Source organism: Photobacterium sagamiensis, assembly GCF_050337085.1.
Classification (GTDB): Bacteria; Pseudomonadota; Gammaproteobacteria; order Enterobacterales; family Vibrionaceae; genus Photobacterium; species Photobacterium sagamiensis.
Genome location: NZ_JAKJSP010000012.1, coordinates 104,329 through 118,331, shown reverse-complemented (window position 1 = coordinate 118,331; position 14,003 = coordinate 104,329). Strand labels below are relative to the sequence as shown.

The 14,003-nt window shown below is 44.3% G+C and carries 11 protein-coding genes; 6 read left to right on the top strand and 5 right to left on the bottom strand.

Going from position 1 to position 14,003, the window contains the following annotated elements; translation table 11 throughout:
• Positions 1-351: 351 nt before the first annotated feature.
• From L4D76_RS02875 to L4D76_RS02865, 3 genes are all read left to right on the top strand, one after another.
• Positions 352-2,259: a methyl-accepting chemotaxis protein gene (locus L4D76_RS02875; protein WP_428439425.1), complete on the top strand. Its 1,908-nt coding sequence runs from the start codon at positions 352-354 to the stop codon at positions 2,257-2,259.
• A 407-nt stretch (positions 2,260-2,666) separates the two neighbouring features.
• The gene (locus L4D76_RS02870; RefSeq protein ID WP_428439424.1) at positions 2,667-3,413 is read left to right on the top strand and encodes an MBL fold metallo-hydrolase; all 747 of its coding nucleotides are present in this window, start codon (positions 2,667-2,669) and stop codon (positions 3,411-3,413) included.
• A 134-nt stretch (positions 3,414-3,547) separates the two neighbouring features.
• Complete coding sequence (locus L4D76_RS02865; RefSeq protein WP_428439423.1) at positions 3,548-4,261, top strand: sulfite exporter TauE/SafE family protein; 714 nt, start codon at positions 3,548-3,550, stop codon at positions 4,259-4,261.
• 14 nt (positions 4,262-4,275) lie between these two features.
• Here the strand turns inward: L4D76_RS02865 and L4D76_RS02860 are convergent, their stop codons facing one another.
• Entirely contained in the window at positions 4,276-5,478 is a 1,203-nt protein-coding gene (locus tag L4D76_RS02860) for a methyltransferase (RefSeq protein ID WP_428439422.1), read from the bottom strand.
• Positions 5,479-5,665: 187 nt separating this feature from the next.
• Positions 5,666-6,640: an HTH-type transcriptional regulator CysB gene (cysB, locus tag L4D76_RS02855; RefSeq protein ID WP_428439421.1), complete on the bottom strand. Its 975-nt coding sequence runs from the start codon at positions 6,638-6,640 to the stop codon at positions 5,666-5,668.
• 554 nt (positions 6,641-7,194) lie between these two features.
• On the opposite strand from cysB, the gene L4D76_RS02850 reads away from it, so the two are divergent.
• Together L4D76_RS02850 and miaE are read left to right on the top strand one after the other, a co-directional pair.
• On the top strand, positions 7,195-7,956 hold the full coding sequence (locus tag L4D76_RS02850) for a DNA repair protein (protein WP_428439420.1): 762 nt from the start codon (positions 7,195-7,197) through the stop codon (positions 7,954-7,956).
• A 90-nt stretch (positions 7,957-8,046) separates the two neighbouring features.
• The gene (gene miaE / locus L4D76_RS02845) at positions 8,047-8,823 is read left to right on the top strand and encodes a tRNA isopentenyl-2-thiomethyl-A-37 hydroxylase MiaE (protein ID WP_428439419.1); all 777 of its coding nucleotides are present in this window, start codon (positions 8,047-8,049) and stop codon (positions 8,821-8,823) included.
• Positions 8,824-8,931: 108 nt separating this feature from the next.
• On the opposite strand, the gene topA is transcribed toward miaE, so the two are convergent.
• Positions 8,932-11,586 (bottom strand): type I DNA topoisomerase, encoded by a 2,655-nt coding sequence (topA, locus tag L4D76_RS02840; protein WP_428439418.1) that lies wholly within the window; start codon positions 11,584-11,586, stop codon positions 8,932-8,934.
• A 463-nt stretch (positions 11,587-12,049) separates the two neighbouring features.
• Here topA and L4D76_RS02835 point away from each other — a divergent pair, with 463 nt between their 5' ends.
• Positions 12,050-12,298 carry a YciN family protein gene (locus tag L4D76_RS02835; protein ID WP_428439417.1) on the top strand — a complete coding sequence of 83 codons (249 nt, stop codon included), beginning with the start codon at positions 12,050-12,052 and terminating at the stop codon, positions 12,296-12,298.
• A gap of 93 nt (positions 12,299-12,391) precedes the next feature.
• Here the strand turns inward: L4D76_RS02835 and L4D76_RS02830 are convergent, their stop codons facing one another.
• Positions 12,392-12,805 (bottom strand): DUF805 domain-containing protein, encoded by a 414-nt coding sequence (locus tag L4D76_RS02830; RefSeq protein WP_428439416.1) that lies wholly within the window; start codon positions 12,803-12,805, stop codon positions 12,392-12,394.
• A 23-nt stretch (positions 12,806-12,828) separates the two neighbouring features.
• Positions 12,829-13,890: a protease SohB gene (gene sohB / locus L4D76_RS02825; RefSeq protein ID WP_428439415.1), complete on the bottom strand. Its 1,062-nt coding sequence runs from the start codon at positions 13,888-13,890 to the stop codon at positions 12,829-12,831.
• Between the last annotated feature and the right edge of the window lie 113 nt (positions 13,891-14,003).

The window sequence follows — 14,003 nt, the reverse complement described above, 5'->3', positions numbered from 1 at the left end:
GCCCTCAAATCGGTCGAACATCACAAAACACAACAATATAAGAAAAACTTAAACACAAAAGCATTCAGCTTTCTATGCAGCAAGTTCGTGTATGTTTTCACAAACCATCTGTTTTTAGCATACTCCAGCAGATAATGGATTCGTCTAACTTATTGTATAAGGAAGTAAAAAAACCCATACACCGTCATAACCGCCAAAAACATCCTTCCTCAGAATATTCTGCTGGTATTTCAAACCGATAGTGTACGAGTAATTTCAGCGCTCTACAGTGTATCGATTTAAGTTTAGAATTTATCCGTCTGATAAACCGTATATTTTTTATAGTAGTAACTAAGAACTAAGAAGGCAGATATGAAAGACCTCTCATTACGACGTATTGGTTTTAAGCAGCGCATTCTATTTACTGTTGCCCTACTGGTATCAGCGGCACTGTTGGTCACCAACTGGCTGTCTTATAACAATTTCAAAAACGACAAAATTGCATCGATTGAAGAACAATCACAGTTAATTGTAAAAAGTGCAAAGCGTGAAATCGAATTATCGATGCAGACAAAAGTGAGTGCACTCGACTCAAGTAAAGCTTTTTTCCAATCCAATCACTCAAACAGCGAATATGTTGAGATTGCAAAGTTGGTCACCGAATCGGCGGGATATTCCAGCTTTACCGTTGGCTACAGTGATGGCCGTGCCTTCGGTGATTCCGGTGGCAACAATGGTGTTTTTGATGTTCGTGATTATGATCCGCGTACCCGTGATTGGTACCGGCAAGCATTGGCAAAAAAAGAAACCATACTGACCGATATCTATACCGATGATACAACCGGAGATTTGATGGTGAGCATTGCGACCCCAATTAACAGCGAGGGTGTAGTAGTCGGTGATGTTTCATTAAAAAGCCTTAACGAAACCATCAGCCATGTAGACTTCCCCGGAGCAGTGATCCTCATCCTCAGCGAACAATTTTCTCAGCTGGCATCCTCAGATCCCAGTGATGAGCTGGGGATCTATTTTGATATTCCAAAATTGGAACAACAGATGTCAGCCTTAGGCTCTGGTGCGGCCGATTACCAGTGGGCCGGAGCTGATAAACGTGCCTATTTTTCCGAGATTCCACTTGTTGACGGGAGTAAATGGTATCTCTACGTCGGTGTTGATAAATCGGTGGTTTATGCCGATGTTGAAGCGGCATTAGTCAAAGCATTATCAACATCCGCTGTTATTTTAATCATTGCACTCCTGATTGTCATTGTGGTGTTAAACCAGCTATACCGCCCAATACTCACACTTAAAGATGTGGTAGTTGATTTATCAAAAGGAAACGGTGATCTCACTCGACGACTGGCGGTTACTAGCCGTGATGACCTGGGCCAAATTTCAGAAGGGATTAATATATTTATCGAGAACCTGCAATCTTTGATGCTAGAAGTCTCGCAGTCTTCTGAGCACATTTCCCGAAGCGTCGACCAGCTTAAAAGCCAAACAGACGCAAACAACGAGGTATTGACAGCTCATACAACAGAGACGGTGCAAATCGTTACTGCTATTGAGGAGATGAGCGCCACTGCTAATGATGTCGCGAGTAATGCATCTGAAGCCTCCCAGTTCACTCATAAGACCAATTCGCAAGTTACAGACTCTAAAAATGTTGTAACCAGCACTACAAGTACGGTATCTCAACTTGTTGATAACGTTGAAAATACATCTGTCAGCATTGCCGAAATAGAAAAAGACACCTTGGAGATCACCAATGTGCTGAATGTGATCGGTGAAATAGCCGATCAAACAAACCTGCTGGCGTTAAATGCTGCCATAGAAGCAGCCCGTGCCGGAGAGCAAGGCAGAGGGTTTGCCGTTGTCGCTGATGAAGTCAGGGCGCTGGCAGCCAGAACGCAGACGAGTACAGCAGAAATTGAACAAACGTTAAATAAGTTACGTAACGGTTCAAGTTCCGCTATGGCTGCTATGGCTGCGACTAAATCAACATGCGAAAAAACGGCGGAAAGTACGTCTTTGGTGGAAAATGACCTTGATACTATCGCTCACTCAGTCACCCACATTAATGACCTAAATACCCATATTGCGACCGCAGCCCAGCAGCAAAGCTCTGTTGCCGATGAAATCACCCGCAATATGGCTGCTATTCGTGAAATCGTAGGGGAGCTATCTTCTAATGGAGAAGCGACAACAAATGAGGCCATCAATCTGGCAGCTGCAAACAGTCAGTTAAAATCTGTTGTTGGAAAATTCAAATTGCAGTAAACCGCGTTTCGACCAACTAGTACTTCATCGCAGAAGTTTTGATGAGTTCAGTCGCCAAACGTCGTCATTCCGTAAAGTGAGGAACGAACTTATACGGAATCTAAGGCGCACACGGTTAGAGCTGGATCCCGGATATCTCGTACCTCGATTCCGGGATGACATGTTTAGGAACTTCAACTATTCATGATTTATGTGAAAGGGTACTAGGAGATCAACCAGTAATTGTTGAACATGCTGGGAGCTCATTGTAGCTCCCCTGTTTGATCTGAATTCTCAATGATGCCAGCGCGGTATGGGCGAGTAGATAAACCTGGCAACTTGTATGGTCGGATGAGTTAGACCATAATGAATTTTAAGACAGTGATGATTACTTAAATAGTCAGTAATAAAAAGTACCCACTTACTCTATGAAACTACATCAATTAGAAGGTTATATTCAATCGATTTATTTAGCTGAATACCAAGACAAGCTTTTATTACTCGATGGCTGTAGCCGTGCTGATATACCAGCGTTAACACAATTTATTACGGGCACGCTGCAAAGATCGATAAATGATCTCAGCCTCGTTGTTGTTACCCATATGCACCCAGATCATGCAGGAGCCGCGCAAAAACTACGCCGTTTAACCGGTTGTAAAATTGCAGCAGCCAATGTGTCTGGGCAATGGTATGCAGGGCTTGACGGACTATTAATGCATTTCACCGATATGCTACTGGCCAAATGGGTAGCAAAACGCATGAACAAGCCACCGCGCAATGTATGGTATTCAAGTAAGCTTCAGGCCGACTATAAACTTGGCGATGGTGATACTTTACCCGACTTTCCTGAATGGGTTGCCCTTTCGACCCAAGGTCACACCGACCGAGATTTGTCTTTGCACCACTTACCAAGCAATCGCATTTATGTCGCAGATTTAATGGTTAAGGTGAAAGGCCGCTATATCCCTCCATTCCCTGTTTTTTATCCCAACCGTTATCGTACTTCATTAAATAAAGTCATGGCATTAAAGCCCGATTCAATTTTTCTCGCCCATGGTGGTGAAGTTCAGCCATCTGAACAGGAATTCCAATACTTACTAAATCGTGCACCAAAAATTCCAATGACCCATTGGCGCTCAGTAAAGACAAAACTAAAAAAAGCATTAAAACGATAAGTGACTGATTGATTGGCGAATACGGTGCACTTTAACGGGTAGCTCCTGATTAGAGAAGATATACCGAAATAACCGTGAGTTATGTCGCTAAGTACTACATAATGTCGCGTCTGGATACCGCATGAGAAGAGAAAATGGAATTAGGGATTTTACTGGCGATGACGCTGATTTTTATCGGCTCTTTCGTTCAAAGCTCTATCGGATTTGGCTTGGCCATTGTCACCGCTCCGATCCTCTATCAAATCTCACCTGATTATGTTCCTGCTCCAATCACGACTGTTGCTTTATTCCTGTCATTAATAAATGCATATCGTCATAAGGCGACTATTTCACTGGGCGGTTTATGGATGGCGTTTTTAGGTCGTGTTCCCGGCTCCATCGCAGGTGGTTTTCTTCTATATTGGGTCGATGCCAGTCAGCTATCGCTTTGGTTAGGTATCATGGTTCTTTTGGCTGTGGCTATAAGCTTACTTCCTATTCGTATCCAGCCAAATCCAAATCGAATGATGATTGCAGGCTTTTTCTCTGGTTTCTTTGGTACAAGCTCAGGAATTGGAGGCCCACCGATAGCACTGCTTTTGCAACATCAAGAAGCAAACCTGATCCGGGCAAACCTATCCGCATTTTTTGTGGTCAGTAGTCTTCTGTCTTTAGCAGTACAAGTCCCTATTGGTTATATGAGCCTTCACCACTTTTATCTGTCGTTGCCACTATTACCTGCCTCATACCTGGGTTACAGAGCAGCGATGCATTATGTCGACAAAATTCCCAAGAAGACCGTTCGTCTTGCATCGCTGGCCATTTGCTTTGTTTCAGGAATGACTGCGATTATCACCGCATTGCATTAGGGGCTGTTTAGGAGTTATAGCTGATGCGTCTTCCGCTCTGCATGAATGAGTATATTACGAGGCGTCACCGGTTTATCGCAAAATGTACCGAGTGAAACCTGATAGTCTGATTGCTCTAAGTAACAGACCCGATCATACACCAGCCACATTTCCAGCGGTCGCCGAAATAGCTGGCGAACCAACTCCATCCGCTCAGTGATCTGGTATCTTGTTTCACCTTCTTGCTGCCAATAGACGAAATCAATATCGGCCGGCAACGACAGTTCCTTTTTCTCAGCCGCCCAAAAACAGAATGAGACAAATCCCTCATTGAGCAAAGCTTTCTGTACATTGGGTACTGGTAAATAATCATCACAACCGCGTAATTCACGCTGCAGCAAATCAAAGCCTAAACGATAGCTGACTTCGACAAAGCGCTGACGGCGAACACGCTGACCTGCCGTGACGGTTTCTTGCAGAGGCAGACGCAGATCATGCTTGGTCAAAGTGATCTCACTCTGCTTCGCGATATCTGACAGGGGCTGATAGTGTTTTGCGCGGATCAGATGGTAGCAACAAGGTGAAATGCTGACCGCCGCTCCTTGTTTAGCAACCACACGCTGCAACAGTGATACATGTAAATCACCGCAGGCATGCAAAGCAACAGCATGTTGCTGGGGCTGAATATATTGCTCGCTACTCTTATCAAAGGCATCGGCAGTAATAAAGGTGATCGGTAAACCTAATCCCTTAGCCGTCGCCTCACCGTCAACACACAACTGATGTTGCCATTCAAGGCTGGTTACCGACATATGATGGTTCGCAGCAAGCACCCTTCCTAAATGACCTTTACCCGCACACCACTCTAACCATGGTAGTTGCAATCGCGGTAGCACGGCGCTAAATGCAGAGATTTGGGTCCATTTCCGCCCCGGAATACCAACATCAAGTCCTTTGGGCACGGCGGTATTTTCAACGGGCAATGATGAGCATTGCGATAATTGATACAGCTCAGGAGCATCCGGGATCCACGTCGATAAGGCCTCGGCTAACGCTGCATTATCTTCATTAAAATACGCGACCTGATCTTCAGTTAAGCTGATTAACCACTGACACAACGCCGGATGAGTCTGCTCCCAGACAAAGTTCCGTTCGGCAAAGGGCATAAACTGCCAAAACTCACGATTTTTCGTCAATAGATCATTTAGCTGGCGAAACTGGTGGATATGCCCTGTCATGAAGTGGCTCTTCGGTTGTGGTAGTTAGAAAATCGGTCGGCTATGGTATCGTTGTTCTGATCTAAAATTCAAACCAATCGCAGTAATACCATTCATTTTCGGCGCGCAAATAGTAAAGCCGCTGAATCCAGCGGCTTCTTTAACTCTTTAGTTCTTTAGTTCTTTAGTTCTTTAGTTCTTTAATTTATCAGCGGACCGGTAAATCCATATTGGCGAACATCGCATCAATCTCACCATTGGTTTTTAGCGCAACAGCCTGATCAACCACATTTCGCTCCAGGTGAGGAGCAAAACGCTCTATAAAGTCGTACATATAACTCCGCAGGAAGGTGCCTCTTTTAAAGCCAATCTGAGTGGTACTCGCATCAAAAATATGGCTGGCATCGATAGCAACCAGGTCACTATCCAGTTCAGGATCCATTGCCATACTGGCCATAACACCCACACCAATTCCGAGACGAACATAGGTCTTAATGACATCAGCATCTGTGGCAGTAAAGACGATTCGTGGCGTTAAGCCTGAACGATTAAACGCACTATCCAGCTCGGAACAACCAGTAAAACCAAATACATATGTCACCAATGGATAGGCCGCCAAATCATGGATCGTGATTTCCGCTTTGTTTGCCAGCGGATGATCGGATCGTACGACAATAGAGCGATTCCAGTGATAGCAAGGTAACATAATCATATCTTGATACAGGTGCCGTGCTTCTGTCGCAATCGCAAAATCGGTGGTGCCCTTAGCCACCGCGTCGGCTATCTGTGATGGCGTTCCCTGGTGCATATGTAACGACACTTTCGGATAACGGGTCGTGAAATATTGAATCACCGGGGGCAAAGCATAACGAGCTTGAGTATGAGTCGTTGCAATATTCAACGTTCCCTTCTCAGGATGAGTATGCTCCCCCGCCACGGTTTTGATGCTTTCTACCCGCGATAAAATATCACGTGCAATTTGCACAATATCCGTACCCGCTGCCGTCACTTTGGTCAGGTGCTTGCCACTGCGTTCAAAAATCTGAATACCCAGTTCATCTTCAAGCAAACGTACCTGTTTACTGATCCCCGGTTGTGAGGTGTATAAGCTCTCTGCCGTTGAGGATACATTAAGGTTATGATTCACAACCTCAACGATATATTTTAATTGTTGTAATTTCATGGCACCGTCCAACCTATAGTCCGTTACATCTTAGTACCAATTGAATTAGAAAAATGCGCTTTCAGCGGAAATTATTCAATGTAGCCAGTATTATCTGTGCAAGCATTTATACCCAAGTGACCTCAAGATGCTCGTTTCAGCGAGAATTTATTGGCTTCTAGGTAAGGCGCTGATTTGAAGACATAGTTATTCTACGTCAAAAATCAGCAACGCAGCATAGGAGCCAATAAAACTCGCCCTTTGGGAGTGAGTCAGCGTGTCCACTTCTGTGTCAAATGAGCTTGAAAGGGACAACCATTCCTGTACTCATTTTCCTTGAATTGAACTCGCTGAGCTCACTCTGAATCCTGCATCTTGAGGTCACTTGGGTATACACATTTTATAGATGGATTCTTGCATTTTGAAGTGGTTCGGGGATATCACTCTCTGTATGAGCAAAAAACAACCTATTCATCGATACAGGTAGCAATTTAAAGGATCTCGCTATCGCCAAATTGCCAGATAGTGTATCTTATAAACCCTGTACAAAAACGCATGGAAGATAAACATATCTTATGAGTATACCTTTAGTTATAGGCCTTTTTTCCTTGTTACTGATACTAATTGTTGGTTACAACATATTAATTCAGTACCGCCATCGTTTAGAAAGTGCGAAAAACCAAGAACTTGCAAAGCATATTTCGATCATCGATGCCACTGAAGAGCTTATTGGTAATGCTCACCACCTGCCGTACAGTAAAGAATTACTGGTATGTCTGAACCAGCGTATCTTATTCGCTCTACAAAGTATGAAGGAAGCCGATCCTTCGGATAAAAACTTGCCGCAACGTATCAAAAGTGTGGCTGAACAAATCAACCACCTGCAAGCAAACTATTCTAATAGTGATGTGGCCGGCTTTAAAGTACCGAGTACAGACAAACAAGCCATTGGCATGTTACAGCTGGTTAAACGTCTGAAAACCATTATCAAAAATGAACACAGTAAAGGCCGTTTTTCGACTCAGTTATTCGTCACAGAAAACGCTCGTCTTGAAGGTCTGCAGCTTCGCATAAACATAGAAAACGTGGTTAAGCGTGCTAATGATTCCATCATCAAACGTCAGCTTGGTACCGCCAAACAGCTATTAAAGAAAGGCATTGATGTACTTTCGGCTAGAAATGATAACTACGCGAATACAGCGCGTGAGAAGCTGCAACTCATGCTTAGTGAGATCGATAGCAATCAATCGCTCAGCCATGAGCAAGAACGACAGCAGATGATTGCCAAAGAGCAGGACGAATTGGATGTCTTGTTCCAGCCAAAGCAGAAGTGGTGATCTTACTCCACTCCATTGAAAGGTCGCTGATGCGGCCTTTTTTATAACTGCTTTTTATAACTAAAAGATAAGACTCGGCAATAATAGCCCATGAACAACACCCAACACATGATTGATGAACTGCTCACACCCATCAACCAATTTCTCCAGTGTGCAACACCTGAGGCATGGGTTGATGAAGCCCGTAAGCCTGAAAATCTCACCGCTTTGCTGGTTGATCATTGTAATTGTGAACTCAAAGCCAGCCAGACCGCAATGTGGCTGATCCGCAAATATGCCGTTGATACTGAAAGTGGCAAGGCGCTACTGGAATGGGCAAAGCCTTATGAAGATTTTGTTTACGGCAGAACACGGTGCACTACGGCTTTTCACGGTAAGAAAAATGGCTTATCTGGCGAATTAGTTCCCAAAGCGGATACTGCATACGGGCAAGAGCTGATTGAAAAAATGGTTCGCTTGATCAAAGAAGAATTGCATCACTTTGAGCAGGTATTGGAGATTATGGAAAAACGCCAGATCCCCTACTCTAATTTGAGTGCGGGTCGCTATGCCAAGAGCTTGATGAAAACGGTACGTACCCATGAACCTGCAGCCCTGATAGACAAGCTCATTATTGGTGCTTATATCGAAGCCCGTTCCTGTGAGCGCTTTGCCAAATTAGCGCCCTATCTGGATGACGAATTAAAGAAATTCTACATCTCATTGCTGCGTTCAGAAGCCCGCCATTATCAGGACTACCTGACATTAGCCGAGCAGATTGCCGGTGGTGACATCTCAGACCGGGTACAAGCGATTGGCACGAAGGAAGCTGAGCTCATTGCAGCGGCAGATGACACCTTCCGCTTTCATAGCGGCGTGCCAGCGTAACAGAATTGAGAGACATAACAGAATCGAGAGACGAGATTCTAGATACTAGATACTAGATACGAAAATCTCGGATCTTAAAAACAAAAACCGCCTTTCGGCGGTTTTTTATTATTTCTCTTCTTTCTCTTCTTTCTCTTTCTTCGGCTTTTTACGTTTATCGGTAATTTCCCACTTACCATCGATAAACAAGCCCGTCCAGCCAGAAGGCTTCGCGTCGATTTCCGAACGGATATAGTTCTCTTTGCTCTTACGGCTAAAGCGAACAACCGTCTTACGACCATCCGGATCTTCGGTTGGCGCATCAGCGAGGTATTTAAACTTCTCTGATAAACGATCTTTAAAACGAACCAGCTCTTCGACGAACGGCGCACGCGTCTCGCGTGATTTAGGGAACGTACTCGCTGCCATAAACAGACCTGACGCACCATCACGTAAAACGAAATAAGCATCCTGATCTTGTGTGCAAGGGATCTCTGGCAAGTGAACCGGATCTTCTTTCGGCGGTGCAATTTCACCGCTCTTCAGAATCTTACGAGTATTTTTACAATCTTCACCCGTACAACCCATGTACTTACCAAAACGACCCGTTTTCAGTTCCATGTCTGAACCGCACTTGTCACATTCAATCAGTGGTCCTTCATAGCCTTTCAGCTTGAATTCACCTTTCTCAACAATGTAACCATCACAGCTTGGGTTATTACCACAAACATGCAATTTACGATCTTGGTCAATCAGGTATGCATCCATTGCGGTGTCACATTTCGGACAACGCTTTTTAGCACGCAATGCAGCAGTTTCAACGTCTTCTTCAAGAACGTTAACAATGCCGTCTTCATCACCTAAGTTAATCGTCGTTTTACAACGTTCTTTAGGCGGAAGTGCATAACCAGAACACCCTAGGAATACGCCAGTCGATGCTGTACGGATACCCATTGGACGTGAACATGTCGGACATTCAATATCAGTCACAACGATATTGTTTGGCTTCATGCCACCTTCATCTTCATCTAACTCAGCTCTTTCAAGCTCGGTAGTGAAGTCGCTAAAGAAGTTATCAAGAACGGCTTTCCAGTTCTTCTCGCCTTCAGCGATTTTATCAAGGTTACCTTCCATGCGAGCAGTGAAATCAAAGTCCATCAGATCTGGGAAACTTCCATCCAAACGATCTGAAACGATTTCACCCATTTTTTCAGCATAGAAACGGCGCTGATCTACGCGTACATAACCACGATCTTGAATCGTAGAAATGATTGATGCGTATGTAGAAGGACGACCAATGCCACGCTTCTCTAATTCTTTAACCAATGCAGCTTCTGTAAAGCGCGCTGGCGGCTTAGTGAAGTGTTGTTTAGGCTCAACGCCTTCTAGCTTCAGAACATCGCCAACGTGAACGGTAGGCAATGTCGTATCTTCATTCTTACCAGATGGGCGCTGTACTAGAGTCCAACCTGCAAAGCGCAAAATACGTCCTTTCGCTTTAAGCGTAAACTCATCAGCTTGAACTGTAATTGTGCTTGAATCGTATTTCGCTGGCATCATCTGACAAGATACAAATTGACGCCAAATTAAGTCGTACAACTTAACAGCATCTGCATCCATGCCTTCTAGATTTTCAGCTTGTACTTCAACACTTGAAGGGCGAATCGCTTCGTGCGCTTCCTGTGCATTTTTCTTGCTACCGTACTTTATCGCTTCTTTCGGGAGATAATTATCACCGTACTCGCTACCGATAAATTCACGTGCAGCTACAACAGCATCATTCGACAAGTTAGTCGAATCGGTACGCATGTAGGTAATATAACCCGCTTCATATAGACGCTGAGCCAGACCCATAGTACGTTTTACACCGTAACCAAGACGGGTACTTGCCGCTTGCTGAAGTGTCGACGTGATATACGGCGCTGAAGGCTTACTGCTGGTCGGGCGATCTTCACGATCAACCACCTTGTAAGTCGCACTATCAAGTACAGACTTAGCCGCCATGGTTTGTGCTTCATTAACAGGACGGAAAGCTTTACCCGCCTGTTGAGCAACCATCAGGCGCAGTGCATCTTCACCGACCGTTAAGGTATTGGCATGAATGTCCCAGTACTCTTCCGGCGTAAACGCTTTGATTTCGCGTTCACGTTCAACAATCAGTTTTACCGCCACTGACTGCACACGACCGGCAGAAAGGCCTCGTGCAACCTTCTTCCAAAGAAGCGGCGACACCATGAAACCCACTACGCGATCAAGAAAACGTCGAGCCTGCTGAGCATTAACACCATCGATATTCAATTCACCCGGCTGTTCAAACGCCTGCTGAATTGCATTTTTAGTGATTTCATTAAAAACCACTCGCTTATAACGTGCATCATCACCACCGATGATCTCACGAAGGTGCCACGCAATAGCTTCTCCTTCGCGGTCCAAATCGGTAGCTAGGTAAACATAGTCAGCGTCGGCAGCTAGCTTTTGCAATTCGTTTACGACTTTTTCTTTGCCCGGAAGCACTTCGTAATGCGCATCCCAATCGTTATATGGGTCAACACCCATTTTACCGATCAGCGACTTACGGTCTTTTTGTTTTTTGAGACGTGCTTTTTCCTCTACGCTTAACCCTTTGGTTGAAGTCGCAACTGCTTTCTTTCCGGTACTACGCGCACCCGTTGGCAAATCACGTACGTGACCAACGCTTGACTTTACAATGAAGTCCTTCCCCAAGTACTTGTTAATAGTTTTAGCCTTGGCAGGGGACTCCACGATAACGAGAGATTTACCCATAATGACTCTATTACGTCCTCGTGCTCGCAAAAATTTCCAAATAAAACATAATGTTGCACGCTAAAAAACATCATTTTGGCACGGCAACGCTATTACAATATTGAGCTACTCTACAAGAAGGTCAACTGGTTTTTAACGAAATTGAACTGTTTGGTTGTCCCTTCCCCAGTTGTTAATCATAAGTTAAAAATACGATTCCATCTTTTTTCAGCAAAAACTCGCCCTAATTCATCTAATATAGAATAGGTGAATACATTGAGGGCGCTAATCATTACCACCTCACATAGTGTTTGACTATTCAAACTGACGATTATTTGCCTTCGCTCACAGAATCAACCTTTTTCTGGCTTTTGTTTAACCATTCTTAGGTCGTTTTTATCGTACACATAATCTTATTAAGGATTTGTTTTCTACCGGCAAGATCAATACACTGCTCCGTGTTTTTCATTCCAGAGAAGTCACCATGAGCGGAAAAAAATCTATTTCTTCAGCCGATCTCCTACTGATTGCGAATCAACTTATTCAAGAACACGATGCTTATATTGAAGGCATGAGAGCGACAGCTGTTGAAGAAAAAGCAGATGTACTGGTCTTTAAAGGTGAATATTTCCTCGACGATAATGGCCTTCCAACAGGAAACACCACTGCGGTATTTAATATGTTTAAATACCTGGCGCATCAATTATCACCTGAGTTCACTCTAGAAAAATAATACCGGTTTCCGTCTAGAAGAAACCAAGCTACAATCAAAAAAATAACCCGCAAAATCAGCGGGTTACTTTTAATAAGCAGATGCTATTTAATCCTACATTTCAATAGTCATAGTTTCATCTTTGTCATTGTCATTGCGTTCAGACGGCGGCTCAGTCGGCCCTTTAGGATCCTGACCATACTGATTAGATCCTTTGGTACCGCTAAGAATACCTAACTCTACAATGACAAAAACCGGCCCGATCAAAGGCACAAATGTCAATAATACCCACAAAGCACTTTTATTTCGGTCATGCAGTCGCTTTACATTTAAGGCAATGGAAGCCCAAAACACGAACCCCATAATCAGCATCGATAAAATGTTCAGTACCGAATTGTCACTCAGGTTATCAGGATGGGTATACCAAAACACCGGAATAGTAATGAATAATACTGGCAGGCTATACAGCCAGTAATCACGCCGACGTAGCCGACCTTTAAGGGAAAATAACGCCCATTTCTGATCCATAATACAACCTTACACCTGACGCATTACATGAACGGACGCTGGCCACGACTAATCCACTTTAATAGCAGGTTGTCAGCCGCATCACCCGTAACGCCAGCCAGCTTTTCAGATAATTTTTTATGCTTGGCAAAGTGAATACCTAACACTTCACGTTCTTTGCATGCACGAACAATAAAATCGTCACTGGTACCAATTTCATCCACCAGGCCTAATTTTTTTGCTTGCTGACCAAACCAATGCTCACCGGTTGCTACTTTTTCCAGATCAAGTTCCGGGCGGTGTACCGCAATGAAATCTTTAAACAGACCGTGGGTTTCTTCAATCTCAGACTGAAACTTCTCCCGGGCTTTATCGGTATTCTCACCGAACATGGTCAACGTGCGTTTAAACTCACCCGCCGTCACTTGTTCAAACTCAATATCATTCTTTTTCAATACTTTATTGAAGTTTGGTAACTGGGCGATCACCCCGATAGAACCTACAACCGCAAAGGGTGCAGAGATGATTTTGTCGGCCACACAAGCCATCATGTAACCACCACTTGCAGCCACTTTATCAACCGCAACGGTTAGCTTAACACCCGCCGCTTTCAGGCGATCTAACTGAGAGGACGCCAGGCCGTAACCATGAACCATGCCACCGCCGGTTTCAAGGCGCAGCAATACTTCGTCGCCTTCGACCGCGACAGCAAGAATGGCACTGATTTCTTCACGTAACGAGGTCACTTCACGGGCATCAAGACTGCCGTGAAAATCAAGGACAAACAAACGCGACTCGCGTGCATGATCTAGATCGCCCTCTTTCGCCGCTTTTTTGATTTCGTTCTGACGCGCTTTATCTTTTTCTTTATCCGCTTTTTTCTCTGCTTTTTCACGCGCTTTTAAAAGCGGTTTATCAAACAAATGAGACTCCAGCTGGTGAACAGTATGCTTGTACTGCTCGGTCAAATCAGTGACTTCAAGCTCACCTTTTGGTGCACCATGACGTCCGCTCAGCCCTTTCGCTAAAACGAGAATACCGGCAATCGCAATGACAACCGTCGCAATCTTGGCCAGGAACAGCCCATAATCAAACAAAAATTCCAATGTTGAGTCCTCATTTTTGGAAGTTAATCCCTATCGCATTTTATTATTGCCCACGGCACTTATCTAATACGATTGGTATTTCCCATTGTAACCAAGTTGTCACCGATACCGCT

What these genes read in the sequence shown, in the direction of transcription:
- L4D76_RS02875 (WP_428439425.1), top strand. Translation starts at nt 352, where the DNA reads ATGAAAGACCTCTCATTACGACGTATTGGTTTTAAGCAGCGCATTCTA.
- L4D76_RS02870 (WP_428439424.1), top strand. Translation starts at nt 2,667, where the DNA reads ATGAAACTACATCAATTAGAAGGTTATATTCAATCGATTTATTTAGCT.
- L4D76_RS02865 (WP_428439423.1), top strand. Translation starts at nt 3,548, where the DNA reads ATGGAATTAGGGATTTTACTGGCGATGACGCTGATTTTTATCGGCTCT.
- L4D76_RS02860 (WP_428439422.1), bottom strand. Translation starts at nt 5,478, where the DNA reads ATGACAGGGCATATCCACCAGTTTCGCCAGCTAAATGATCTATTGACG.
- cysB (WP_428439421.1), bottom strand. Translation starts at nt 6,640, where the DNA reads ATGAAATTACAACAATTAAAATATATCGTTGAGGTTGTGAATCATAAC.
- L4D76_RS02850 (WP_428439420.1), top strand. Translation starts at nt 7,195, where the DNA reads ATGAGTATACCTTTAGTTATAGGCCTTTTTTCCTTGTTACTGATACTA.
- miaE (WP_428439419.1), top strand. Translation starts at nt 8,047, where the DNA reads ATGAACAACACCCAACACATGATTGATGAACTGCTCACACCCATCAAC.
- topA (WP_428439418.1), bottom strand. Translation starts at nt 11,586, where the DNA reads ATGGGTAAATCTCTCGTTATCGTGGAGTCCCCTGCCAAGGCTAAAACT.
- L4D76_RS02835 (WP_428439417.1), top strand. Translation starts at nt 12,050, where the DNA reads ATGAGCGGAAAAAAATCTATTTCTTCAGCCGATCTCCTACTGATTGCG.
- L4D76_RS02830 (WP_428439416.1), bottom strand. Translation starts at nt 12,805, where the DNA reads ATGGATCAGAAATGGGCGTTATTTTCCCTTAAAGGTCGGCTACGTCGG.